Here is a 25,756-nt window from a genome sequence, read left to right as displayed (position 1 = left end):
CAAATCATGAGGAGTACCGAACGAAACCTACATTATTCTAAAGCCTAAGTAAAAAGAGTAAATTTATTTTTCTTGTGCTTTTGTATTTTTCAACATAAACTAACTATTTAGAGTAGCGAAACAATGGAGGTCGTTCTATGCCAAAAAGTGTTTGGTTTTTAATTATCGGAATGTTTGTGAACACAACAGGCAACTCATTTTTATGGCCTTTAAACGCCATTTATATGCACGATTATTTAGGGAAATCACTTGCGATGGCGGGCTTTGTGTTGATGCTGAATTCTGCTGCCGGCGTATTAGGAAATCTCTTAGGTGGTTACTTATTTGATAGAATAGGTGGCTATAAATCAACAATGTTGGGCATTCTTTTGACAATTTCCTCATTAGTAGCTTTAACGATTTGGCACGGCTGGCCACATTATGTGTGGATTTTAACGATACTTGGCTTTAGTGGGGGTATTGTTTTCCCAGGAATGTTTGCTTTAGCTGGAACTGCGTGGCCTGAGGGCGGACGAAAGGCTTTTAACGCAATTTATTTAGCTCAAAATGTAGGAGTGGCGATTGGTCCTGCACTTGCCGGTGTTGTTGCTGATTACAAATTTGACTACGTCTTCATTGTCAACTTAGCTATGTATATATTGTTCTTTTTTATAGCGTTTTTTACTTTTAAACGATTTGAAGAAGGAAGCATTGCACCGAAGAATGTCGTGAGTGAAAGTAAGCGAATTATTAATAAAGCACCGTTTTATGCACTATTAATTATTAGTTCATCCTCTGTGTTATGCTGGCTAGCTTATTCACAATGGAGTGCGACTATTTCTTCCTATACGCAAGATTTAGGATTAGGGTTGAAACAGTACAGCTTACTTTGGACAATTAATGGCCTACTTATTGTTTTAGGGCAACCGCTAATTGCACCGCTAGTGAAACGTTGGGAAAATAAATTGAAGCGTCAATTAGTTTTTGGCGTTACCTTGATCGCAATATCCTTTGGCATCATTGCATTTGCTAGTGATTTTAAAATGTTTGGAGCAGCAATGGTTGTGCTAACTTTTGGTGAAATGTTTTATACGCCTGCTTTACCTACCATCGCCAATCATCTTGCACCAAAAGGGCGTCAGGGCTTTTATCAAGGGATTATTAATAGTGCGGCAACTACAGGTCGTATGATTGGCCCTCTATTTGGTGGTATTATGGTTGACCAGTTTGGCATAATTGCACTCGTATTAATGCCAGTAATTATTGTATTGTTTGCGATTATTCCATGCCTTATCTATGATTATCCTTTACGAAACAAGAAAACAGTGACAGATTAATAGTTAAATTTAACAAAAATATTTTCAAAACGAGCAAAAAATGTGTAGGAAACACGTTTTTTGCTCGTTTTTTAATAATTGATATTGAAAGTTCACAAATTGTGGCGTACAATCTATCATACATATTCAAATATTTGAATATATGAAATTGAAGTTGCTTGGAGGGGTTTATGTGGAAGAGAGCTTGCAGCAATTTAAGGCAGATTTTTTTAAAGCTTTAGCACATCCATTACGAATCAGAATTCTAGAATTACTAGTAGATGGTAAAAAAAACGTCAATGAAATTCAAAGCTGCTTAGAAAAAGAGGGCTCAGCTGTTTCTCAGCAATTAAGTGTATTGCGAGGCAAAAATATTGTGCATGGGACGAAAGAGGGGAAAAAAGTTTACTATTCTTTAAGCGATCCGATGATTGGGGAATTACTTGGTGTTGCAAAGGATATTTTCAACAATCATTTGATAAATACAATTTCAAGATTAGAAGAAATGACGATTAACGAAAATAATGAAGAGGATTAAATTAATTTTGTAGACTGTGTTCTTATGAAACATTTACCTTGCTTATTATTTTGAAGGGAAGATTTATAGATGAAGTCACTGTTTACAGGACGATATGAAGGATATTCTGTTCATCATTTGAAAAAAGATTTAATATCAGGAGTCATTGTCGGCATTGTGGCAATACCGCTGGCAATGTCTTTTGCTATTGCGTCAGGTGTTAAGCCTGAGTATGGAATATATACAGCTTTTATTGCTGGAATACTTATTTCTCTTTTGGGTGGTTCGAAATATCAAATCGGGGGACCTACAGGTGCGTTTGTGCCAATTCTGCTAGGGGTAGTCATTTCGTATGGCTATGAAAACTTACTAATCGCTGGGTTAATGGCCGGAATTATGTTGTGCTTAATGGGGATATTTAAACTTGGCTCATTAATAAAATTTATCCCGCGACCCGTGACAATAGGATTTACAGCAGGAATTGCCGTTATTATTTTTACAGGTCAAATCGCTAATTTCTTAGGTTTGACTAATATTAAAAGGCATGAGTATTTTATTGACAATGTAAAAGAAATTGTTATGCATATTGGTACAACAAACTTTTATAGTGTTTTAATAGCAATCATTAGTCTTATCATTATTTTGATAACACCTAAAGTTTTACCCAAAGTTCCAGGGGCGTTAGCAGGCATTGTTGTTTCTACATTAGTGGCAACGTTCTTTTTTTCTGGACAAGTTGCCACAATCGCAACGGCCTATGGTCAAATTCCAAATACATTACCGAATTTTGCAATTCCAGATATCACATTAGAGCGCATACAGCTACTTATTGGACCAGCCTTTGTGATCGCTATGTTAGGTGGCATTGAATCACTTCTATCGGCAGTAGTAGCAGATGGTATGACAAATACAAAACATAATAGTAATCGAGAACTTGTTGGTCAAGGGATTGCTAATATCGTCACTCCTTTCTTTGGAGGAATCCCTGCGACAGGGGCTATTGCTCGAACTGCAACAAATATTAAAACAGGTGCCGTATCACCGATATCAGGGGTTATTCACGGTGTATTTGTCTTAGTCACTTTATTAATACTAGCGCCCTTTGCTTCACATATTCCGTTAGCAAGTATGGCTCCAGTTTTAATGGTTGTAGCTTGGAATATGAGTGAGCAAAAGCATTTTGCGCATATTGTTAAATTAAAATCTGGCGATTCCCTCGTTTTAATGATTACGTTTTTACTGACTGTTTTTACGAGCTTAACATTAGCTGTAGAGGTTGGACTTGTGTTAGCGGTCATATTGTTTGCGAAGCGTATGAGCGAAAAGCTTGTTGTAACAAAAGTATTACCGGATCATTCGAAAGAAAGTGGGAAGGTACAATCACATGTTGTTCATCAGAAACGTGACTGTCCACAAATTAGTATTTATACAATTGAAGGTCCTCTTTTCTTTGGCGCAGCTCAAACTTTTGAGGAGGCAATAGTAAGTTCCATTCAACAACAACAGAAAGTTTTGATCTTACGGATGAGTAAAGTACCCTTTTTAGATACGACAGGTGAGACATATTTTGGTAATGTTATCCGGAATTTTAAAGCTCAAGGTGGCACTATTTTAGTTACAGGTGTGCAAGATGAAGTGGAATTGACACTACAAAAAAATGGTTTATATGCTGAAATTGGTGAAGATAATTTCTATCAGCGTACAGGAGAAGCGATTAATAAGGCTTTAAGTTATTTAGATACAAATAAATGTATTGGATGTAAGCATTTTGCTTTTCGTGAATGTCAGGAATTATCCCGCGTTAACGGGCGGTAAATTATTCTCACCGAAAGCGAAGTAACATGTACAAGAGGGCTGGGGCAAAAGTATTTTAGCTAAAGTAAAACCCGAATAAATGGCAAGACACTCAGACGGTGTTTTGCCATTGTTCGGGTTTTCTTAATTTATTTGAAAGAATTCGGCTTTCGCAAAGAGCCTCAACTGCTTGAGAGGTCATGACAATCATCTCTACAACATAAAAAAAGCCGAGTGTCTTTAGACAAATCGTTCATTTTGTCCTTCTGAGATAAAGCGCTTTCATTTTGCTATAATGAATAACAATATGCTTTCGAAATCATAGCAGAAATCGCCTATGAATAATTATAGAAGTATGGATAGGCTATGAACAATGTAACCAAGCTTACTGGGGAGGAATAAAAATGAAAAAAATTATGAATCAACCTGAAACTCTCGTTATGGAAATGTGCAATGGGATGGTTATGGCTCATCCGGAACTTGAGTTGTTAAAAAAATATAAAATAATTAAGAAAAAAGAAATGAATGACAATAAGGTAACTTTAATTAGCGGTGGCGGTAGTGGACATGAACCGGCACATGCCGGATTGGTAGGGAAAGGAATGCTTGATGCTGCAGTATGCGGTGACGTATTTGCTTCTCCTTCGCAAATACAGGTATATCAAGCCATTAAAGCAACAGCCAGCAAAAAAGGTACATTGCTCATTATTAAAAATTACAGCGGAGATATTATGAACTTTAAAAATGGTGCCTACTTAGCTACTGAGGATGGCATTCGAGTAGAGTACGTCCGCGTAAATGATGATATTGCAGTAGAGGATAGTCTTTTTACAGTAGGAAGACGCGGCGTTGCAGGGGTTGTGTTAGTGCATAAAATCGCTGGTGCGGCAGCAGAAGAAGGTATGAATTTGATGCAGGTGAAAGCTGTTGCGGAAAAAGCGGCGACAAATGTTCGAACAATTGGTCTAGCACTAACTTCCTGTACGGTTCCAGCTAGTGGATCACCGACTTTTAAATTGGGTGAAGATGAGATGGAATATGGTGTCGGTATTCATGGAGAGCCCGGGAGAAAACGTGAAAAAGTTATGTCTGCTGATGAATTAGCTATTCGTATGACAAATGACCTTGTAAAAGATTTAGCATTAGATAAAGGTGTTGAAATTGCTGTTCTAGTAAATGGCTTTGGCGGTACACCGCTTCAAGAACTTTATCTGTTTAACAATGCAGTTACTAGAGAATTAAGTAAAAGAAAGATACGAATCAATAGAACGTTTGTCGGCAATTACATGACTAGTATTGATATGGCTGGGGTTTCTTTAACAGTAATGAAACTAGATAATGAGCTGAAAACATTACTATCGAAAGAATGTAATACACCTGCATTTAAAGTAGAGGGACCCGTTGATAGTGTAGAATACGTAGATATTCATGACAATATAGAAGAGAAACGAGTTTTCTTTGAGACGGAAACAGTGGAAGAGCACGCTATTATCAAGAGTGAGGTCATCACATTAAATAATATGATTTATCTCGTAGATAAAATGAGCGAAATTATTATCAAGAACGAAGTACCTTTCTGCGAATTAGATACACATGCAGGTGATGGCGATTTCGGAATGAGCGTCGCTAAAGGATTTAAGCAATTAAAACGAGAATGGGGCTCGATTGTAGGTCAGGAACATTTAACTATTGGGACTTTCCTTGATGCATGTTCTATGGTGATTATGGAGCATTGTGGAGGCGCTTCTGGACCCATTTGGGGAGGGGCTTTCCGAGCTGCGGGTAAAACTGTAGCAGGAAAAATGGAATTAACGATCGAAGAGTTTGCTGAAATGTTACAAGCAGCGCTTAAAGGCATACAGTCTATCGGTGAGCGCTCTTTCGGAAGAGGGGCAGAGGTAGGCGATAAAACGCTTGTAGATGCGCTTGCACCTTGTGTAAATGTTTGGGCAGAAAGTGCTATTACTTGTGCGGATTTTAAAACTGCCTTTGAAAAAGGGGCAGAGGCTGCTGTTAAAGGAGCGGAATATACAAAAGAAATCGTTGCTCGTATGGGTCGCGCTGGTACAGTTGGTGAAAGAAGCCTAGGTTATCCGGATGCTGGTGCTTATGCGCTAGGCGTTATTTTTACGGAGCTTTCTCGTAGTTTAAAATAGCTGTAGTTTCACAAATAGGCATTGAATTGTTCAAAAATGGGTAGTATGTAAACAAAGTCTTGTGCTTTTTAGTACTTTCCATTAGAATAAATGCAATACTTGTAAAGACAGCGATTTAGGAATAGTAAATTTGTGGTTCTTTTTAGAGAGCTAGCGGTTGGTGGGAGCTAGTAGGAAAGCAAATTGAACTCGCCTTCTGAGTCTGCCCGCGTGAAATAGCGCGTGCCGTTCATTTCCGCGTTAAGGAAGCAAGAGCCGAGTGTAATCACTAATGTGGGTGGTACCGCGGGAGATACGAATTCTCTCGTCCCTTTCTGACTAAGAAAGGGACGAGTTTTTTTATTTTTTAAATATTTTGTCAATTCTTTAAGTGAAAAGTATGACGCATTCAAAGGAGGAAAAATAATGAGTTTTAATCATCAACAAATTGAAAAAAAGTGGCAGCAATATTGGGCTGATAACAAAACTTTCAAAACTGAAAATGAAACAGAAAAACCAAAATTTTATGCATTAGATATGTTCCCGTACCCATCTGGTGCAGGTCTTCATGTAGGACATCCAGAGGGTTACACAGCGACAGACATCCTTTCACGCTTCAAGCGCATGCAAGGCTATAACGTCCTACATCCTATGGGGTGGGATGCATTCGGTTTACCAGCAGAACAATATGCACTAGATACAGGAAATGACCCAGCTGAATTTACAGCGAAAAATATTGCGACATTCAAGCGTCAAATCCAAGAGCTTGGCTTTAGTTATGATTGGGATCGTGAAATTAACACAACAGATCCAGAATATTATAAATGGACACAATGGATCTTTATCCAACTTTATAAAAAAGGTTTAGCCTATGTAGATGAAGTAGCTGTAAACTGGTGTCCAGCACTTGGAACAGTACTTGCCAACGAAGAAGTTATTGATGGAAAATCAGAGCGTGGTGGTCACCCTGTAGAACGTCGTCCGATGAAGCAATGGATGCTTAAAATTACTGCCTATGCTGATCGTTTAATCGATGACTTAGAGGAAGTTGATTGGCCAGAGTCTATTAAGGATATGCAACGTAACTGGATTGGTCGTTCAGAAGGGGCAGAAGTAACATTTGATATAGAAGGAACAGATGAAAACTTCACAGTGTTTACAACTCGTCCTGATACATTATTTGGTGCTACATACTGTGTTATTGCACCTGAGCATAAATTAGTGGATCAAATTACAACTGCTGAACAACGACAAGCTGTTGAAGCTTATTTAGATAAAGTAAAATTGAAATCTGATTTAGAACGCACAGATTTAGCGAAAGAAAAAACAGGCGTATTCACAGGTGCCTATGCAATTAATCCGATTAACGGTAAAAAAATGCCGATTTGGGTTGCGGACTATGTATTAGTATCATACGGTACTGGTGCAATTATGGCGGTTCCAGCACATGATGAGCGCGACTATGAATTCGCTACAGAATTTGGTTTAGAAATTATTCCTGTCCTTGAAGGTGGAGACATTAGCAAAGAAGCCTTCACAGGTGATGGTAAACATATTAACTCTGACTTCCTTGATGGTTTAAACAAAGAGGAAGGTATTGCTAAGGCAATTCAATGGCTTGAAGAAAAAGGTGTAGGAGAGAAGAAAATCTCTTACCGTCTTCGCGACTGGTTATTCTCTCGTCAACGTTACTGGGGTGAGCCAATCCCGATGATTCATTGGGAAGATGGTACAACGACGCCAGTACCGGAATCAGAATTACCATTAGTACTACCAAAAACAGATAATATTCGTCCTTCTGGTACGGGTGAATCTCCGTTAGCGAACATTTCTGAATGGGTAAATGTTGTTGATCCTGAAACAGGCAAAAAAGGTCGTCGCGAAACGAATACGATGCCACAGTGGGCAGGTTCTAGCTGGTACTTCATTCGTTATATTGACCCAACAAATAAAGAAGCAATCGCAGACCCAGAATTACTGAAACGTTGGTTACCAGTTGATATTTATATCGGTGGGGCAGAGCATGCCGTATTACACTTACTATATGCTCGCTTCTGGCATAAAGTATTATACGATTTAGGTGTTGTACACACGAAAGAGCCATTCCATAAATTATTTAACCAAGGGATGATTCTTGGTGAAGGTAACGAAAAAATGTCTAAATCAAAAGGGAATGTCGTGAACCCGGATGAAATCATTTCTTCACACGGTGCTGATACTTTACGTCTATATGAAATGTTTATGGGTCCACTTGAAGCATCTGTTGCATGGTCAACAAATGGCTTGGACGGAGCACGTCGCTTCTTAGATCGTATTTGGCGCCTATTTGTCAATGAAGAAGATGGCACAATCGCTGCGAAAGTTCAAGCTTCTGATGACAAAACACTAGAAAAATCATATCATCAAACGGTGAAAAAAGTGACAGAGGATTATGAAGGTATTCGCTTCAATACAGCTATTTCACAAATGATGGTATTCATCAATGATTGCTACAAAGCAGATGTAATTCCAACAGAATATGCTGAAGGCTTTGTGAAAATGTTAGCTCCAATGGTTCCTCACGTTGCTGAAGAGCTATGGCAAATATTAGGTCATGGTGAAACACTTTCATATGCGCAATGGCCAACATATGATGAGTCTAAACTTGTTGATGATGAAGTGGAAATCGTCGTACAAGTGCTTGGCAAAGTACGCGCAAAAATCATCGTAGCGAAAGATGCTTCAAAAGAAGAAATCGAAAAAGTAGCACTTGCAGATGACAAAGTACAAGAGTATATAGCAGACAAAAACGTTGTAAAAATTATTGTCATTCCAGGCAAGCTTGTTAACATCGTCGTGAAATAATAATGTGAAAAGTGTCCAATATTTGGGCACTTTTTTCTTTTCTGCTGAAACCATCTAAGATTTTGATACGACTATAGTGTGAATAGGAGGTGTTTGTTTGAGTGAGCATTTAGCAAGGGTTATGGAAGAGCATGGTGAATATTGTCTTCGTGTAGCTTATCTATATGTTAAAGACTGGGCTATTGCGGAAGAAATTGTTCAAGATGTATTTTTCGCCTATTATCAGCAGCAGGAGCGCTTTGAACAACGATCCTCACTAAAAACATATTTAGTAAAAATAACAGTACATAAAAGTCATGACTATTTACGGAGCTGGAAAAATAAGCGTCATATTTTATTTGAAAAGCTGCACATTGGGGTGAGTAAACGATCGCCAGAAAAAAATTTACTTGAAAAAGATGAGCGAAAAATTGTGACAGGAGCTTTGTTTGAGCTTCCTATAATCTATCGAGAAGTTATCATTCTTTATTATTATCAAGAATTAAAGGTTCGAGAGATAGCGGAGGTCCTTGCATGTACCGAAAATACAGTGAAAACAAGACTGAGTAGAGCAAGGCAAATTTTGCAGGAAAAACTGGACAAAAGCCATTGGGAGGTGCTAGAAGATGACATCTTTTAAGGATAAAGTGGATAAAGAACTTGGAGAAGCCCCACGTTTCTCACAACAATTGCAGGAGCGTATTTTGCACGATATAGTTCAGCAAAATAAACAACCTCGTAGATGGCAATATCCAATGATTTTCATAGGAGCAGTCGTGACGATCCTCATGTTAATTGTAATTGGGCCATGGAATCAAGTAGAGACATCCAAGCATGCTTCGATTGTTGAACTAGCCCAGCATGAGGTTAAACAGTTTACGAGTGCGTATAATCGGGAGGAGGATACCTTTAAGGCCGGAAGAACTGGCTGGATTTTAGGGCAACAGTCTTATAAAAATGATTCGGAAACAAAGCTCATTGCCAATACGCTTCAAAAGGCAGTTATTTCGAAGAATGATGATGATTACTATGCATACCGTGATGTATGGGTGGAGTTTAACAATGGGCAGGCTGTGCAGCTAAAAATGTTCTTAAACGATGGACAGCTAGCTTTCAGCGATCGACATACAAATGTCTTTTACAAAGTGCAAGATGACGATACTGCCTCAGCATTTATTGCGCTTATGGAAGATGAAAAAGAATTTAGTTTTGGTAAGATCTTTACTTTTTTCATAATGGCTCTCTTACTAGGATGGCTTTTAGAAAAAGCTATTCGAAAAAAGTTTAGCATTTCAAAGGAACCAAAATATATAAATACAAGCCATCAACGTACAACGTATATTGCTAAGTTTATACAAGGGGCGACCTTAATTTTATTTAATTTAAATGGGTGGTTTTTATATACATCTGCATTTTGGATATTTTTAACTGTCGCTATAGTAAGCAATTTTTTGATTGACTATTATTATGGACGTGAAGAAAAAAGACATTATGTTTCGATAGGGTCATTTGCACTAGTGCCGCTAATTATTATATTTATCATTTATTTTCTATAGAAAAGGAAACGAACGAAAAGAGATGCTCACATTATTCCAGAGCATCTCTTTTTGATGGATTGAAAACTTGTTTTGAAATTACCGACAAAAATACTAAATTAACGCCGTTCTAAAAAGTACTTTTTTACTTGTATGTTTTTTTGTTATAACTGATTGGTTTAGTTGCTTTTAAGTTTAAAAAGCATTACTAGCAGAGTCTAAAAAATGTGTAGGATTCATTTTAAGTGAAAAAATATATATTTGAATAATAAAAATGAATGGGTAGTGATTATTCATTTTGAAATATACAAAAAGTGTATTGGATTTATTTTATTGAATATCCATTAAAAGTTAAATAGATCGTTTAACAGTGTTTTTTAGCATCCTTTAACGAGAAAGAAATTCATTTATTTAAGCTGTAAAATTCTCTCTTATTCTAAAAATTTCTACATAGTGATTCCCTTTTTGTGCCCTATTCAAGAAATATGTTGGATTAATGAGAGTAAAGGAAAAAGGAATATACATAGATTGCATGTGAAAATATGCACAAAATTAATTATATCAAAATAATTTTTGCGCAACTTGATAATAGAGTAGAAAAATAATATTAGCTAAAAAATGTTACGGTTTTCGTTTAATAAACATCTATTTACTTAGAGACTGTAGGGTTTTTGTTATAAAATCACTAGGGTGAAAAATAAAATACTTTTTGGAGAAATAATATTTTTTAAAAAAACATCTTGCATTTGAATAATTCTAAGTGTTAAATTGTTTTCAGGGACGTTCATAAAACTTTCACAGGTAGCAAAAGAGGGGAGAAAAGAGAAATTATGAATAAAAATAGATGGTTAATTGCATTATCCGCAATCGCTATTCATCTTTCGATCGGTGGAGCATATGCATACAGTGTATACAAGCTACCGATTGTCAAAGAGATGGGATGGAGTGAAACAAACGTAACGGTTGCCTTCACAATAATGATGGGGCTTGCTGGTTTTTCAGCAGCATTGTTCGGTAACTTAGTAGAAAAAATGGGGCCACGTAAATCTGCCATGATAGCAGCTGTTCTATTTGGAGCAGGACAAGCTGGTGCGGGTGTAGCGATTTCAATGGATTCCGTAACATTGTATTGGTTAACATATGGTTTACTAAGTGGCTTGGGTATGGGTATTGGTTATATTGCGCCAGTATCGACATTGGTAAAATGGTTCCCAGATCGCCGCGGTTTAGCAACGGGTATGGCTGTACTTGGATTTGGTTCAGGGGCACTTATTACAGCGCCAGTCGCAGCTAACTTAATGGAGGCTGTAGGTATTTCTACAACGTACTTTATTTTAGGGGCAAGTTATTTCACGTTAATGATTTTAGGGGCTTCATATATAGCACCGCCTAAACCTGGTTATATGCCAGCGAATATGAAGGCTGCTGCAGATAATGGTAAAGAAGTTGTGAAAAAAGATTTAGCTGTCATGTCAGCACGTGAAGCTGTGAAAACTAAGCATTTCTGGATGCTTTGGTCGATGCATTTAGTAAACGTAACAGCAGGTATTATGATGATTTCTGTTGCATCTCCAATGGCTCAAGAAATTGTAGGATTATCAGTTGCGGGAGCCGCAGCAATGGTAGGAATAATGGGATTATTTAATGGTGGTGGTCGTTTAATATGGGCTGCTGTGTCTGACTATATTGGTCGTTCGAACGTCTTTGTCATTTTCTTTATCGCACAGCTAGTTACTTTTATCGTCTTACCGCATACTACAAACGTTATTATTTTCCAAGCACTTATTTTCTTAGTTGTTAGTTGCTATGGTGGAGGTTTCTCGAATCTACCTGCATTTGCAAGTGATTTATTCGGTACGAAACAACTTGGCGTTATTCATGGTTATTTATTAACGACTTGGTCTTTAGGTGGTATTTTTGGACCGCTTTTAGTAAGCACTATTAAAAATGCTTATGGAAGTTATATTCCAGTATTCTATGTATTTACAGGGTTAATTGCAGCTTCGTTAATTATTGCTTTAACGTTACGTGCAGATGTACGTAAACGAACAGCATTAAAAGAAGCTTCTCAAAAGGTTGGAGACGTCTCCGCTACACAATAAAATAATACTTTCAATTCGCACTTGAAGGTATCGGCCATATGAGTGTCATTTCGCACATGACGCTTGTATGGTCTTTTTTTGTAGCTGTTGTTATATAACACTTGATTAATCTCTGTTTAATGTATAACAGTCGGTGTCTGCTGTCAATATCATTACGGGAAATAAAGTGATTTCGCTACCAAAAGAGAAATTTTGTAACGGAAAGCAAATGAGGGGTTCATTTTCAAGAGGGAGTACGCTCCTTTAAATTATTGATTTGATTGAATCTTTTCATATGTTAAAACGTATATAAAATAAATAAGGAGGCAATGTAATATGGGGAAATTTTCTTTAAATGAATTTATCAATAAAACACAGCAAGACGACAACGAAAATGAATACTTCGAGTTAGAAACTGAGCGTGTATTAGAGGTTAACCTAGATGGCGAGGTTTGGTCGAAAATGGGCGCGATGATTTCTTACATAGGAGATATTAAGTTTGAGCGTGAGCGTGTGCTGGAACATGGACTCGGTAAAATGTTTAAAAAAGCATTAACAGGCGAAGGTACACAACTTATGAAAGCGAAAGGTAAAGGGCGACTTTATTTAGCCGATCAAGGGAAAAAAATAACGGTTTTCGATTTAAAGGATGAAAGTATTTGTGTAAACGGCAATGATTTACTTGCCTTTGAGCCAAGTATTAATTGGGATATTCATTTAATGCGTAAAATGGCAGGAGTCATGTCAGGCGGGTTGTTTAATGTAACCTTACAAGGAAGAGGGAAGGTAGCTATCACAACTCATTTTGAGCCGTTAACATTGTTAGTGAAGCCTGGTGAAACGGTCTATACAGATCCGCATGCTACAGTAGCGTGGTCAGGTAATCTGGCACCAGAGTTTAAAACAGATATTAGCTTCCGAACATTTATCGGTCGTGGTAGCGGTGAATCCATTCAAATGGCATTTTCAGGTGAGGGATTTGTCATCATTCAACCATTTGAGGAAGTATATATGTCTAAAGATAGCTAAAAAAAAGCGTGTCCATTTTGGGACACGCTTTTTATATGATGAGAAGTAACTTAAATCGCTGATAAGTCGCCGGAAATCGCTGATAAAAAACTCAGAATCGCTGATAAGTCGCCGGAAATCGCTGATAAAAGACTCAGAATCGCTGATAAGTCCCGAAAAATCGCTAATAGAAGTCTGAGATACAGATTATATTATAGTGCTGCATTCATCCCCGCGATACGTCCTGTAACGAGTGCTGACGTTATATTATAGCCACCTGTGTAACCGTGAATATCAAGTATTTCTCCGCAGAAAAATAAACCAGCTTTTTTCTTTGAAGCCATTGTCTTTGGTTCAATCTCTTTAACAGAAACGCCACCTCCAGTGACGAATGCCTTTTCAAGGGATTGCGTACCACTAACTGTCATTGTGAAATTGACGAGTAGTTTAGCTAAATTGCGGATTTTTTCCTGTGATAATTCAATACCTGTCAATTGTACATCGATGTCTGCACGTTCACATAAAAATAGCAACCAGCTTTCAGGTGCAATTCCTTTCCAAACATTTTTCACCGCTTTTTTTGGATCTTCTTTAATGAGTTTGTTTAAATATTGCAGACACGTTTCTTCATTATAATCAACAAGAGTTTGAATACGCATTGTCACAGGCTCGTAACCGGTTTTCATTAATTCTTTCACGACAAATTGACTGCAACGCAAAACAGCAGGACCGCTTAATCCGAAATGAGTAAAGAGCATGTCCATTTGATGTGTTACGAGCACCTTGCCCTTTTTGTTTAAAACAGAGACAGCGACATTTCTTAGAGCTAGCCCTTGTAGCTCACGAGCTTGAATAAAATCCTCTTTTGATAGTACAGGAACCTCAGTAGGGAAAAGAGTTGTAATTGTATGGCCAGCACGCTCTGCCCATGGATAACCATCGCCTGTTGAGCCTGTTTGTGGAACAGCTTTCCCACCAACGGCAACGACTACCGCCTTACTACGAATTTCTGTGCCATCTGTAAGACGTACCCCAAGAATTTTATCCTCATCCATTAGAAGTTTATTTACGGGTGTGTTTAAGCGAACTTCAACATGTAGTCTCTGAAGCTGACGAATAAGTGCATCTACAACATCTTGCGCGCGATTAGACACAGGGAACATACGACCATGATCTTCCTCCTTTAGTGCCACACCAAGTCCTTCGAAAAATGCGATAATATCTTCGTTATTGTATACCGTGAATGGGCTGTAAAGAAAACGGCCGTTCCCAGGTATGTGCTTAACGATTTCTTCAACTGGTAAACGGTTTGTGACATTACAGCGACCACCGCCTGAAATGGCTAGTTTTTTGCCAAGCTTCGTCCCTTTTTCTAGTAATAATACTTTCTTTTTATGCTCTCCAGCAGCGATAGCAGCCATTAAACCGGATGGGCCACCACCGATAACGATAACATCGTACATATATTTAAACTCACTTTCTTATCAAATTAGGAATCTTTCCTATTATACATTAAGTCTATATAGAGGGGCTTCTTTCACATTGAAAATAAAACAAAAGTATTTTATAATTCTTTATCTTCTACTTTAAACAGCTTGTCACCAAAACGTGGAGTTGATTTCCGTTCCGACTAGGCGCTTTGTAGCTGACGCTTCGCTTTCGCTACAGAAAACATTTGTAGCTGACGCTTCGCTTTCGCACAGAGCAAAGCTTCCTGGGGGCGTCCGATGAGCCGCTTCGCTTCGCTGCAGGGTCTCATCTGTAACGCTAATCCCCAAGGAGTCGCCTAGTCTCCACTACAATCAACTTATACACATGACATACTTTTTAATACAATGTCATCTAAAACTTTCGGTGATGAGTTTTCAAGTGTGAAATTTAGATGGAAGATGGAAATTTAAAGTGCTCGTTGTTTGAGCGAATAATCAGTGTTGAATAACCTCACTGATGAAAGTTTTGCAATATCTGTATTGTCTGTATGAAATGAATGTCTTTTCATGCTATTATGGTAAAGGTTAAGCACTAAATTATGAGGTGAAAAATAGAATGTGCGGATTTATAGGCTATATTAATGGAACAAATGTGATCGATCATCATCAAACGATCGAAAATATGATGAATACAATTATTCACCGTGGACCAGACAGCGGTGGGATTCATAGTGATGATAAAGTAACGTTAGGATTCCGTCGATTAAGTATTATCGACTTATCAGACGTGGCAAATCAGCCGTTGTACAGTGCGGATGGTAACATCGTTCTCGTATTTAATGGAGAGATTTTTAACTTCCAAGAGCTGCGTGCTGATTTAGTTGAAAAGGGTCACAACTTTAAAACACACTCTGATAGTGAAGTTATTATTTATGGTTATGTTGAATATGGCGTAGATTTTGTCAAAAAGCTTCGCGGGATGTTCGCATTCTGTATTTGGGATAAAAAGAATGATTTGCAATTCATCGCTCGTGATGGCTTTGGTATTAAGCCACTGTATTATACAGAAAACACTACAGATGGTACTTTTATTTTCGGTTCAGAAATTAAATCATTTTTACCACACCCATCATTTATTAAAGAATTAAATAAAAATGCGCTACGTCCGTATTTGACGTTCCAATACTCTTCAATGGACGAAACGTTCTTTAAAGGTGTGTACAAATTACAACCAGCACACTATATGCTTATTCAAAATGGACAAAAGCAAATTGTGCAGTATTGGGATAAAAAATTCCATGCAAAAGAAGCTCCAATTGAAAAATATGTTGAAGAAATTCGTACGACAGTAAGAGAATCAGTAGATGCGCATCAAATAAGCGATGTAAAGGTTGGTTCTTTCTTATCAGGTGGTATTGATTCAAGTTATATTACTTCATTATTACGCCCTGATAAATCCTTCTCTGTTGGTTTCTCTGACTATGAGGATATGTTTAATGAAACAAATTTAGCAAAAGATTTATCTGATACATTAAATATTCAAAATGAGCGTAAATATATTTCGGCAGATGAGTGTTTTGAAGCATTACCAAAAATTCAGTGGCATATGGACGAGCCACAATCAAACCCATCTTCTGTCCCACTTTACTTCCTTTCTGAATTAGCATCGAAGGATGTAACAGTAGTACTTTCAGGTGAAGGTGCGGATGAAATCTTTGGTGGTTACTCATGGTACCAAAACTCTGGCAAAATGCAAAAATATGAGAAAGTTCCATTTGGTATTCGTAAAGCGTTACGTGGCTTAGCAGAGGCGTTACCTAAAAATCAATATACACACTTCCTTATTAAAGGCGGTCAAACCGTAGAAGAACGCTTCATTGGGGAAGCGGTTGTATGGGACGAAGAAGATGCATTAAATGTTTTGAAACCGGATTATAAAAATGGTCCATCTGTAAAATCCATTACAAAACGCATTTACGATGAAGTTCCAGGTGATGATGATGTTACTAAAATGCAGTATCTTGATTTAAATCTTTGGATGCCAGGCGATATTTTATTAAAAGCAGATAAAATGAGTATGGCCCATTCTATTGAATTACGTGTTCCATTTTTAGATAAAGAAGTGATGGAATTAGCGAAAAACATTCCATCGAAATATCGCGTAAATGACATTGATACGAAATACGTTCTTCGTCAAGCTGCACATCAGGAATTACCTGAAGAATGGGCAAAACGTCCAAAGCTTGGCTTCCCTGTACCAATTCGTCACTGGCTACGTGAAGAAAAGTATTATAAGATGGTAAAAGAAATGTTTACAACTGACTTTGCCAATGAATTCTTTGATACTAAACAATTAGTAGGCTACCTCGATGAGCACTATGAAGAAAAAGCAAATCGTGGCCGTTATATTTGGACAGCCTATGTGTTCTTAGTATGGTATAAACAATTTTTCGTAGATATGAAATAGAGCAGTATCAAATCGGTGGGGGTTTTCTTAATCTCCACCGATTATTTTGAGCCTTCTACTTTCTATGGGAAGGGCACAGCCACTATTTTTTTATAGAGCTTCTAGAACTTTTTAATGTATTTGTGCGTCTGTTTACCTATAAATATGTTAAGATTACAGTTGGTTTACTTATTTAATAATTTGCGATGGTATACTTTCTAGTATTCTGCTGAATTTTTTATGGCGGTAGTATTAGGCTTTAAACAGTAAAGAAAGCTACGTTTGAAACAATCCTGTAAAAGGGCTCTGGTAGCGGAAGAAACCGCTAAGGTAGCAAAAAAGGACTGTTCAAAAATCAGGTTAAACCTCATTTTGAAAAACGCACGCCCTACTACATGGAAACAAATACCTTTAATGGCAAATATTTTATAAATGTTACGGTAATGAAAATATTGATTTTACGATGAATGGATGGGTACGATGTCCAATTTAATGAAAGGTACTGCGATATTAACAATGGGAATGTTTTTATCGAAGGTGCTCGGATTAATTTATATTTTTCCTTTTTATGCGATTGTAGGTGAGGAAAATGTTGCTCTCTATCAATATGCATATATTCCCTATTCGATAATGCTAGCAATAGCCATCTCAGGTGCGCCAATTGCTGTATCCAAGTTTGTTTCTAAATACAATGCATTGGGTGATTATCAATCAGGCCGCAAGCTAATGAAATCTGGCATACTTATTATGATGTGTACGGGGTTAGCTGCGTTTATTGTTCTCTTTATATTAGCTACGCCAATAGCGGGGCTTGTTATTAAAAGTGATGAACAGGCATTTACGGTAGAGCAAATTGCTTCAGTTATTCGCTGGGTTAGTTTCGCGCTAATTGTCGTGCCATTTATGAGCCTCTGGCGTGGATTTTTCCAAGGCTATGACAAAATGGAGCCTACAGCGGTTTCTCAGTTAGTGGAGCAAATTGTTCGTATTGTTGTGTTATTGGGTGGTTCGTTCTTAGTTGTGGTAGTTTTCAAAGGGACACCAGAAACAGCTGTTTCCTTTGCAGTATTTGCTGCATTTATTGGGGCAATTGGTGGGTTGCTAGTACTTTATTATTATTGGAAGAAGTATCAACCTGAATTTGATTTACTGCGCAGTCAAAGTGTGACGTCTACACAGCTACCAATGTCCAACATCTATAAAGAAGTAATTACGTATTCAATTCCAATGGTATTTGTAGGCGTAGCCAATCCGTTGTTCCAATTAGTGGATATGCTAACATTTAATGGAGCTATGATATCGATAGGCTTAGCGGAAGTAACGGATAAGTATTTATCAATGATTAACTTTACAACACAAAAGGTTGTCATTATCCCAGTAATGTTAGCTACAGGTTTTTCGTCGGCACTAGTACCGACGATTACAAAGTACTTTACGCAAGGTGAATATTTATCGCTACGACATGCAATGGATAAAACATATCAAATATTAATTTTTATTACATTGCCTGCGGTAGTTGGAATTTCATTGTTATCGAATGAAATTTACTTTATGCTCTATACTGAAAGTGAGATGGGGGCTATGATTTTAGCCCATTATGCACCTGTTGCTATTTTATTTGCATTATTCCAAGTGACGGCAGCTCTTTTACAGGGCATTGACTTCCAAAAGTGGATTGTCTTAAGCTTATTAACTGGAATTTTCGTCAAGCTAGCGATTAACATTCCGTTAATTCGTTGGATGGAGGCAGATGGCGCACTTCTTGCTACAGCTATTGGCTATAGTGTTTCAATTATTATTAATATGCTTGTGTTAAGAAAAACACTGAACTATAAATCTGAAATGGTTATTCGTCGTGTCATGCTCATTTCTCTTTTGACAGCTGCAATGGCGGTAAGTGTACTAATCGTTCATAAACTTTTAGTGTTATTAATGGGACCAGTAAGTAGTAAATTCTCTGCATTAGTTTATTCTGTTATTTGTGCTGGAGTAGGTGTAGCAGTATATGGCTATTTGTCTTTACGCCTCGGCTTAGCACAAAAGCTTCTCGGTGAACGATTGACAAGAATTACAAACAAACTAGGGCTTAAATAGGAGGTACTAATGCGTTTAGATAAATTACTGTCGAATATGGGTTACGGGTCACGCAAGGAAGTTAAGCAGCTTCTAAAGCAAAAAGCAGTGACAGTAGATGGTGCATATGCGAAGGATGCAGCATTACATGTTGATCCTGACAAGCAGGATGTCTCCGTTTTTGGTGAACGTGTGAACTATACAGAATTTGTATACTTTATGATGAATAAACCTCCTGGAGTTATTTCAGCAACGGAAGATTTACGAGATGAAACTGTTATCGATTTGTTAGATCCATTACACCAACATTTTCAGCCTTTCCCTGTAGGTCGTTTAGATAAAGATACAGAGGGATTATTGTTGATCACAAATGATGGCATATTAGCCCATAATTTATTGTCACCTAAAAAACATGTGCCGAAGGTTTACTATGCACAAATAGATGGAATTGTGACTGAGGATGACTGTGAGAAGTTTGCCCAAGGTGTTGAGTTAGACGATGGTTATGTAACAAAACCCGGAGAGCTCATCATATTAAAATCCGCTCAGCAATCAGAAATTGAGTTAACGATTCAAGAAGGAAAGTTTCATCAGGTGAAGCGTATGTTTGAGTCTGTTGGTAAACGTGTAACGTATTTAAAACGCCTATCGATGGGTAGCCTAAAGCTGGATGACAATCTAGAGTTAGGTGAATATCGAGCATTAACGGCTGAAGAACTAGCTTGCTTACAAAATAGGGATTAAGGAATTCCTCGATGCTAATATAGATTAGTATCGAGGCATTTTTTATATACATAGTTATACCGGTAACTGTATAATTGAAATAACTTTTGTGTAAAAAGCTATTTAGTCTAACGTACTAATAAATCTCTAAATGTTTCAGAAAATCTGATGGTGAAAATAAGTAGAGGATAAGTTAATGAAAAACCTAAGAATTAAATTATTAATATCTTTATTTGCCTTTGCATTAATATTAGTTGGTGTTATTTTTTACGTTAATAGGCAAATACTTACTGAAGATATGAACAAACAAGAAGTCATGAATAGAACATTAATTGAAAATCATATTCTTAAGGATATGCAGGCTGTAGATAATGCACATTTTTATTTTGATAAAAATCTCTCTGAAAAAATGGAAGAAGTACTACGAAAACTAATTACTTATTATAAAGAAAATCCACATATAGCGAAGTGGGATTTACAGAAAATAAAAAGCGAAAATGACATGGACGTGTATATACTCGACCAATCAAATACCGTAATTTATACTACTTTTGAAAAAGATAAAGGATTAGCTTTTTCAGAATGTTGCCACCGTTTTTCTACTTTACTAGACGAACGTCGAGCAAGCGGAGAATATTACTCTGATGGTATAGATATTTCAACAACTACTGGGGGATATCGAAAATTTGGCTATTTAGCAACACCTGACAAGAAATATTTATTTGAGGTAGGTATAGACTTACTTGATGATCCTGTATTCCAAACGTTTAACTTCGGAAAAACTGCTGACTATTTAATAGATAAATATGCAGATTTGATAGAAGTACAAACGATAAATGCGGGTGGTGTTTTCTTTGATGATTCTAAAGCTAAAAAAATAACTGTAAATGATAAATCGAAAATGTTTCAAGAGCATTTTGAGCTAGCAAAAAAAACGATGAAACCAACGGAATATCAAACGGAGTTTAAAAATGGTTATATCGAAAAATACCGTTTTATACCTTACGAAGCTGAAGCGATTCGGGGAGAATCCACTAGAAGAGTTGTATATGTGAAATATGGTAATTTCACAGAAATGAGAGCGCTAACTAAAAATATAAAACAGTTTCGAGTATTGCTTTTTATTGCCTTAGTAACTTCGTTCATCATGTTACTAGTCATCAACAAACTCCTTTCTAAAACGATTCATCTTGCAACATATGATCCTTTAACAAATGTTTATAATCGTGCTACCTATGTTAGTAAAATGGATAAGTTATTAAGACAAAGGAAGACGAATCAACCTGGTTTATTACTGTTAGATTTAGATAATTTTAAACAAGTAAATGATCGGTTTGGACATGTTGAGGGTGATAAAATTTTGATTGAAACAGCAAGAACATTAAAGCAAGAGGTGGAAAAAAATGGCTTTGTTGTAAGATTTGGTGGCGATGAATTTGCAATTGTTTTATATGATACGAAGGATGAAAGTATGGGAAAATTAGCAAATTCCATTTTGGAGAAAATTCATCACTTGAAGTATGAGGATAATATTTCTATTGATAAATGGTCTGTACTTTCAGTAAGTATGGGCGGAGCTATTTGCATTCATCCAGATGAGTCAGAAAGAAGCTTATTTGAGCGTGCAGATAAGGCGTTGTATCAATCGAAAAATGCTGGTAAAGACCAATACACCAGTTATGAAGAAGCTCCTGCTAATAAAGAAAGCTAATGCCACTTCAAAATTTTAAGGATAACATAATATACTCGCTCCATTTTTAATAGTGAGTTCAAGCAAGAAGTTAAAGCCTCCGAACGCAATTTGCCGAGGCATAATTGATAGGCTTGAGATTCGCTTTAGAAATGGAGCGATTTTTTGCCGTTAAAATCCGTAAAAGGTTACATTATATTGGCTCATCACCAAAAGCTGTGGATGACATTAGTTAAAACAGATGCCTGTTGAGCACTTTATTCATGGTGCGTCTTAAGCTTTGATCTATAAAATATACAACTGCATAAAACTAGGATAGCAATGACTGCAAACATTGCATTCATATAATGTGTTAACAGCCACCCACCAATAATTGGTCCAATAAATCCTCCTAAATTTTTAAATTGAGCTGCTCCTAAATAGGTTCCCTTTTGTGTATCAGGCGCAATTTCATCAATCATGACACTCATCGTTGGAAAGGCGAAAATTTCACCAATCGTGAATATAATCATAGCGATCATATATAACGAATAGTTAGTTGAGAAGCCGAATAATAAAAGACCAAATGCCAAAAACAAAATCCCTACTAATAGAGTGGCTGTGGATGAAAAACGTTCCGAAAGTATGCTAATCGGTAATTGTAGTAATAACACAACTGCTGCATTTAGTGAAATTAGTAGAGAATAGAGCTTAATTCCATCTTCAATTTTAAGTTCAATGATTTGTGGCAGTGTAGAATCAAATTGAGAGTAACCGATATTTATTAAAATTGCCCCGAAAATAAAGCTTAGTAATACACGATTCGTTAATAGAATCGTAAAGGTTTGCAGTATTTTAGTTGGTGTTGAAGCTTTTGGTTGTCGCATTTCATAGCGATTTAATACGAAAAATAAAAATACGGCGTAAATAATATACATAGTCCCTGTCAGCATGAATGGAATACTTGGACTGGACAATTGAGAAATATAAACACCAATTATAGGGCCGATTACAGCGGCTATATTAATGGCTGTGTAACGAAACGAATATAATCTTTTTCGTTTATCTACAGGAGTAAAATCAATCATTAATGCCTGTGTTGAGGGTTCAAAGAAGGAGCGACATAAGCCATTAAGGGCGTTCAATGCTACAAAGAACCAAATCGTTTGTGCTGTTGCAAAGCCAAAGAACACAATACTCCAAACAATAATCGTAAGTAAAATGACGTTTTTTCTACCAAAGCGGTCTGTTAAATAACCACCGAAGAACCCGCCTACAGTGGAGATTAACGGAGCAATACCAACCGTTAAACCTATTTGTAAAGGGGATGCTTCTATTTCATTATGTAGGTAAATTGCTAAAAAGGGCATTGCCATATAACTTGCAATACGTGTGAAAATAGTTCCTCCTAAAATAATCCAAACTAGTGGATGAAACAGTTTGGGAAGTTCCATAGAATCGTCCTCTCGAAATGAAGAATGTTTCGATTTTAACGGATTGTTAAACAATTGTAAATAGTGGGAAAATATTCGGAGATAACGCCAAGGAAACAAATTTTATAAAAATACAGTAATTTTTAGAGTGGTGGTTTGAACAGAAAACCTCTGATGTGCAGGAACATCTATAAAAATTATTAAATGCTATGATAATAGTGCATGAAATTTCGGAGTTTGTGAATATTTATTATTTTGTTTTTTAAAGATATAGGCATGGTGTTTTTTTGATAGATGATAGAAAACAAAAGGCTGTTTTCGTATACAGTGTGCTATTCAACTCCCATGAAAGATGGGCTAGGATAGTTAAATAAAAGCGGTTGTATTATTATGGTAAAATTGATTGAAAGGGAGGGCTGTCAAAATGAATTTTTCAGGGGATGCGGTAGGTATGGTAGGAGCGTTGTTTGCGTTAATACCTATTTTGTTAGTAGCTTTAGTATTAAGATGGGTTAGAATCATTCGAGTGAATAGTGAAATTCAAATTGAACAAAACAAAGAAATTATTTCTTTACTTGAAGAAATGACTAAGAAAAATTAAAAGCGATAAATAGATGGGTAATTGAAGAAGTGCAGTTGCCTTTTTCGCTAACAGGGTGCTTCGCATAAAATTGGATTCGCTACATAATATTTTGTAAATACTTTAGAGCCAAACAAAAAAAGAATGACCACGACGAAAGGTCATTCTTTTTCCATACAAGATGCTTTACGTGTTACACGTAAAAACTAAGACGTCAATTTTACTTTTTTCTTCGTCGTTGTCCATTTGCCTCGACTTGGACTCATCACCAAATCGTTAAAGGCTAACACGTTCAAATCTCTTTGAACGGTGCGAGGAGTGATACTAAACTCTTCGACTAAATCCTGTGTAGACACGGTTCCTTTGTCTAAAATAAACATGTACACGTCTTTAATACGATTAAGCATTCGATCAGTAGTTGGTTTCATAAATGAACCACTCCTTCATCTTAATTCTCTTGGCAAAGACTAGCGGACGACAATATGTGCGGAGTGCACTTAGGCTAATAAGTAGCTGCCTTAGACATCCCCTTTTCTAATTTTATATTCAGAAAAATCATTCTGATAAATTCATTATATAGAAAAGCTAGTCAATTTTCTAGTGAATGCAAGGGAAATTTACAATTAAGACATAAAATTTTCACTGTATTTTGTGGGAATAAGTGAAAAACGTGCTATATGTGGTATTGTCCGAAGTAAGATTTTGAAAAGGTTGTAAGAAAGATGATTGTAATTTATGTTGTAAAGAGTAGAATAATGTTAATACATTGAAGGAGGTACATCGTATGGATTGGTTACAAGCCGCAAAGGAAAGGCAAGATGAATTGATACAAGAGTTACAGGAGCTTGTGCAAATAAATAGTGTTCTCGATGAGAATACGATCACTACTGAAGTACCTTTTGGTGATGGTCCACTAAAGGCTCTTGAATGGTTATTAGCAAAAGGCCAAGTCGAAGGGCTGCAAACGAAAAATATTGATAATTATGCAGGTCATATACAGATGGGTGAAGGCGATGATTTATTAGGTATTTTATGTCATGTTGACGTAGTACCGGTTGGTGATGAAACGGATTGGACATACCCACCCTTTAGCGGCACTGTAGCAGATGGTAAGCTATTTGCTCGTGGCGCAATAGATGATAAAGGCCCAACAATTGCGGCATGGATGGCCATGAAACTTGTCAAAGATGCAGGCATTAAGCTTCATAAAAGGGTACGTATGATAATTGGTACGGATGAAGAAACAGGCTTCCGCTGTGTCGACCACTATTTTAAACATGAGGAAATGCCGACGATTGGATTTGCACCAGATGCGGATTTCCCGCTCATCAATGCTGAAAAAGGCATTGCAGAGCTAGTGTTCTCTCAAAATAAAACAGGTGATGCTTCGAAAGAACAGCTATTACTATTTAATGCTGGAAAGCGACCAAATATGGTACCTGATTTTGCAAAAGCAACAGTGCAGTTTGTTTCCCCACAATTCGCACAGAATTTTCACGCATTTTTAAGCGAAAATCAGCTAGAAGGCTCTTTATTAATCGAGGGTTCTCGCTATATAATAACTATCAAAGGTAAAGCAGCTCATGCAATGGAGCCGGAAAAAGGTGTCAATGCAGCTGTTTATCTTACAGCATTTTTACAACAAGAGTTGACGACAGAGGCAAGTAAACAATTTGTCGACTTTATCGCAGATGTTTTTTATCAAGACCATTATGGTCACAAGCTTAATTTACAATTTGAGGACGAAATGTCTGGTAAAACTACATTGAATCCAGGTATTGTAACTTATGATGTGACGAAAGGTGGTAGCATGGTTATTAGCATGCGCTATTCTGTCACATATCCATTTGATGAAAAAATCACAGAAGCACAACGCTTAGCTGTGGCTAAAGGATTTTCATTGGATATTCAGGATGACTCAAAGCCTCATTATGTAAGTGAGGACGATGCATTTATCCAGACGCTAGCAAATATTTATAGACGTCAAACAGGAGATTATGAAACGCCTTTACTTTCTACAGGTGGTGGTACGTATGCACGTGTGATGAAAAAAGGTGTGGCATTTGGCATGCTGTTCCCGGGTGAACCTGATGTAGCGCATCGTGCGGATGAGTTTGTCGTCATTGAAAATCTCATAAAAGCAACAGCAATTTATGCTGAAGCAATTGTTGAACTTGCGGGAAATAAATAAATTAAATATGAAAAGGATGAACG

General features: G+C 37.0%; 18 protein-coding genes and 1 other annotated feature. Of the genes, 15 read left to right on the top strand and 3 right to left on the bottom strand.

Going from position 1 to position 25,756, the window contains the following annotated elements; translation table 11 throughout:
* Positions 1 to 137 precede the first annotated feature (137 nt).
* From MY533_RS17255 to MY533_RS17215, 9 genes are all read left to right on the top strand, one after another.
* Positions 138 to 1,316 (top strand): MDR family MFS transporter, encoded by a 1,179-nt coding sequence (locus MY533_RS17255; RefSeq protein ID WP_248716935.1) that lies wholly within the window; start codon positions 138 to 140, stop codon positions 1,314 to 1,316.
* A gap of 172 nt (positions 1,317 to 1,488) precedes the next feature.
* On the top strand, positions 1,489 to 1,833 hold the full coding sequence (locus tag MY533_RS17250) for an ArsR/SmtB family transcription factor (protein ID WP_132364576.1): 345 nt from the start codon (positions 1,489 to 1,491) through the stop codon (positions 1,831 to 1,833).
* 69 nt (positions 1,834 to 1,902) lie between these two features.
* On the top strand, positions 1,903 to 3,627 hold the full coding sequence (locus MY533_RS17245; RefSeq protein ID WP_248716934.1) for a SulP family inorganic anion transporter: 1,725 nt from the start codon (positions 1,903 to 1,905) through the stop codon (positions 3,625 to 3,627).
* Positions 3,628 to 4,010: 383 nt separating this feature from the next.
* Positions 4,011 to 5,762 carry a dihydroxyacetone kinase subunit DhaK gene (dhaK, locus tag MY533_RS17240; RefSeq protein WP_248716933.1) on the top strand — a complete coding sequence of 584 codons (1,752 nt, stop codon included), beginning with the start codon at positions 4,011 to 4,013 and terminating at the stop codon, positions 5,760 to 5,762.
* A 101-nt stretch (positions 5,763 to 5,863) separates the two neighbouring features.
* Positions 5,864 to 6,077, top strand: a binding site (T-box leader).
* A 90-nt stretch (positions 6,078 to 6,167) separates the two neighbouring features.
* A complete protein-coding gene (gene leuS / locus MY533_RS17235) occupies positions 6,168 to 8,585 on the top strand; it encodes a leucine--tRNA ligase (RefSeq protein ID WP_248716932.1) in 2,418 nt (805 codons plus the stop codon).
* Between the two features lie 97 nt (positions 8,586 to 8,682).
* Positions 8,683 to 9,204, top strand: a complete 522-nt coding sequence (locus tag MY533_RS17230) for a sigma-70 family RNA polymerase sigma factor (protein WP_248716931.1) — start codon at positions 8,683 to 8,685, stop codon at positions 9,202 to 9,204.
* On the top strand, positions 9,191 to 10,120 hold the full coding sequence (locus MY533_RS17225) for a hypothetical protein (RefSeq protein WP_248716930.1): 930 nt from the start codon (positions 9,191 to 9,193) through the stop codon (positions 10,118 to 10,120). The genes MY533_RS17230 and MY533_RS17225 overlap by 14 nt, the downstream gene beginning before the upstream one ends.
* A gap of 809 nt (positions 10,121 to 10,929) precedes the next feature.
* The gene (locus MY533_RS17220; protein WP_132364562.1) at positions 10,930 to 12,201 is read left to right on the top strand and encodes an L-lactate MFS transporter; all 1,272 of its coding nucleotides are present in this window, start codon (positions 10,930 to 10,932) and stop codon (positions 12,199 to 12,201) included.
* Between the two features lie 315 nt (positions 12,202 to 12,516).
* Positions 12,517 to 13,209 carry an AIM24 family protein gene (locus MY533_RS17215; RefSeq protein ID WP_132364559.1) on the top strand — a complete coding sequence of 231 codons (693 nt, stop codon included), beginning with the start codon at positions 12,517 to 12,519 and terminating at the stop codon, positions 13,207 to 13,209.
* 191 nt (positions 13,210 to 13,400) lie between these two features.
* Here the strand turns inward: MY533_RS17215 and MY533_RS17210 are convergent, their stop codons facing one another.
* The gene (locus tag MY533_RS17210; RefSeq protein WP_248716929.1) at positions 13,401 to 14,651 is read right to left on the bottom strand and encodes a BaiN/RdsA family NAD(P)/FAD-dependent oxidoreductase; all 1,251 of its coding nucleotides are present in this window, start codon (positions 14,649 to 14,651) and stop codon (positions 13,401 to 13,403) included.
* Between the two features lie 583 nt (positions 14,652 to 15,234).
* Here MY533_RS17210 and asnB point away from each other — a divergent pair.
* From asnB to MY533_RS17190, 4 genes are all read left to right on the top strand, one after another.
* Complete coding sequence (gene asnB / locus MY533_RS17205) at positions 15,235 to 17,085, top strand: asparagine synthase (glutamine-hydrolyzing) (protein WP_132357259.1); 1,851 nt, start codon at positions 15,235 to 15,237, stop codon at positions 17,083 to 17,085.
* A gap of 459 nt (positions 17,086 to 17,544) precedes the next feature.
* Positions 17,545 to 19,158: a putative polysaccharide biosynthesis protein gene (locus MY533_RS17200; RefSeq protein ID WP_248716928.1), complete on the top strand. Its 1,614-nt coding sequence runs from the start codon at positions 17,545 to 17,547 to the stop codon at positions 19,156 to 19,158.
* 9 nt (positions 19,159 to 19,167) lie between these two features.
* A complete protein-coding gene (locus MY533_RS17195; protein ID WP_248716927.1) occupies positions 19,168 to 19,881 on the top strand; it encodes a pseudouridine synthase in 714 nt (237 codons plus the stop codon).
* A 175-nt stretch (positions 19,882 to 20,056) separates the two neighbouring features.
* Complete coding sequence (locus tag MY533_RS17190) at positions 20,057 to 21,571, top strand: GGDEF domain-containing protein (protein ID WP_248716926.1); 1,515 nt, start codon at positions 20,057 to 20,059, stop codon at positions 21,569 to 21,571.
* Between the two features lie 236 nt (positions 21,572 to 21,807).
* Here the strand turns inward: MY533_RS17190 and MY533_RS17185 are convergent, their stop codons facing one another.
* On the bottom strand, positions 21,808 to 22,983 hold the full coding sequence (locus MY533_RS17185) for an MDR family MFS transporter (RefSeq protein ID WP_248716925.1): 1,176 nt from the start codon (positions 22,981 to 22,983) through the stop codon (positions 21,808 to 21,810).
* 403 nt (positions 22,984 to 23,386) lie between these two features.
* Here MY533_RS17185 and MY533_RS17180 point away from each other — a divergent pair, with 403 nt between their 5' ends.
* Entirely contained in the window at positions 23,387 to 23,563 is a 177-nt protein-coding gene (locus MY533_RS17180) for a hypothetical protein (RefSeq protein WP_248716924.1), read from the top strand.
* Positions 23,564 to 23,748: 185 nt separating this feature from the next.
* Here MY533_RS17180 and MY533_RS17175 read toward each other — a convergent pair whose 3' ends face one another.
* The gene (locus MY533_RS17175) at positions 23,749 to 23,970 is read right to left on the bottom strand and encodes a DeoR family transcriptional regulator (RefSeq protein WP_049667439.1); all 222 of its coding nucleotides are present in this window, start codon (positions 23,968 to 23,970) and stop codon (positions 23,749 to 23,751) included.
* Between the two features lie 356 nt (positions 23,971 to 24,326).
* Here MY533_RS17175 and pepV point away from each other — a divergent pair, with 356 nt between their 5' ends.
* Complete coding sequence (gene pepV, locus MY533_RS17170; protein ID WP_248716923.1) at positions 24,327 to 25,733, top strand: dipeptidase PepV; 1,407 nt, start codon at positions 24,327 to 24,329, stop codon at positions 25,731 to 25,733.
* Positions 25,734 to 25,756 lie beyond the last annotated feature (23 nt).

This window comes from Lysinibacillus sp. Ag94 (assembly GCF_023242215.1).
Lineage (GTDB): Bacteria > Bacillota > Bacilli > Bacillales_A > Planococcaceae > Lysinibacillus.
The sequence above is the reverse complement of the archived record's forward strand: the minus strand, read 5'-3'. Positions and strand labels throughout refer to the sequence as shown.

Bases quoted from the DNA above. Each gene is read 5' to 3' on its own strand.
- MY533_RS17255 (WP_248716935.1), top strand. From the start codon at position 138: ATGCCAAAAAGTGTTTGGTTTTTAATTATCGGAATGTTTGTGAACACA.
- MY533_RS17245 (WP_248716934.1), top strand. From the start codon at position 1,903: ATGAAGTCACTGTTTACAGGACGATATGAAGGATATTCTGTTCATCAT.
- dhaK (WP_248716933.1), top strand. From the start codon at position 4,011: ATGAAAAAAATTATGAATCAACCTGAAACTCTCGTTATGGAAATGTGC.
- leuS (WP_248716932.1), top strand. From the start codon at position 6,168: ATGAGTTTTAATCATCAACAAATTGAAAAAAAGTGGCAGCAATATTGG.
- MY533_RS17225 (WP_248716930.1), top strand. From the start codon at position 9,191: ATGACATCTTTTAAGGATAAAGTGGATAAAGAACTTGGAGAAGCCCCA.
- MY533_RS17220 (WP_132364562.1), top strand. From the start codon at position 10,930: ATGAATAAAAATAGATGGTTAATTGCATTATCCGCAATCGCTATTCAT.
- MY533_RS17215 (WP_132364559.1), top strand. From the start codon at position 12,517: ATGGGGAAATTTTCTTTAAATGAATTTATCAATAAAACACAGCAAGAC.
- MY533_RS17210 (WP_248716929.1), bottom strand. From the start codon at position 14,651: ATGTACGATGTTATCGTTATCGGTGGTGGCCCATCCGGTTTAATGGCT.
- asnB (WP_132357259.1), top strand. From the start codon at position 15,235: ATGTGCGGATTTATAGGCTATATTAATGGAACAAATGTGATCGATCAT.
- MY533_RS17200 (WP_248716928.1), top strand. From the start codon at position 17,545: ATGTCCAATTTAATGAAAGGTACTGCGATATTAACAATGGGAATGTTT.
- MY533_RS17195 (WP_248716927.1), top strand. From the start codon at position 19,168: ATGCGTTTAGATAAATTACTGTCGAATATGGGTTACGGGTCACGCAAG.
- MY533_RS17190 (WP_248716926.1), top strand. From the start codon at position 20,057: ATGAAAAACCTAAGAATTAAATTATTAATATCTTTATTTGCCTTTGCA.
- MY533_RS17185 (WP_248716925.1), bottom strand. From the start codon at position 22,983: ATGGAACTTCCCAAACTGTTTCATCCACTAGTTTGGATTATTTTAGGA.
- MY533_RS17180 (WP_248716924.1), top strand. From the start codon at position 23,387: ATGAATTTTTCAGGGGATGCGGTAGGTATGGTAGGAGCGTTGTTTGCG.
- MY533_RS17175 (WP_049667439.1), bottom strand. From the start codon at position 23,970: ATGAAACCAACTACTGATCGAATGCTTAATCGTATTAAAGACGTGTAC.
- pepV (WP_248716923.1), top strand. From the start codon at position 24,327: ATGGATTGGTTACAAGCCGCAAAGGAAAGGCAAGATGAATTGATACAA.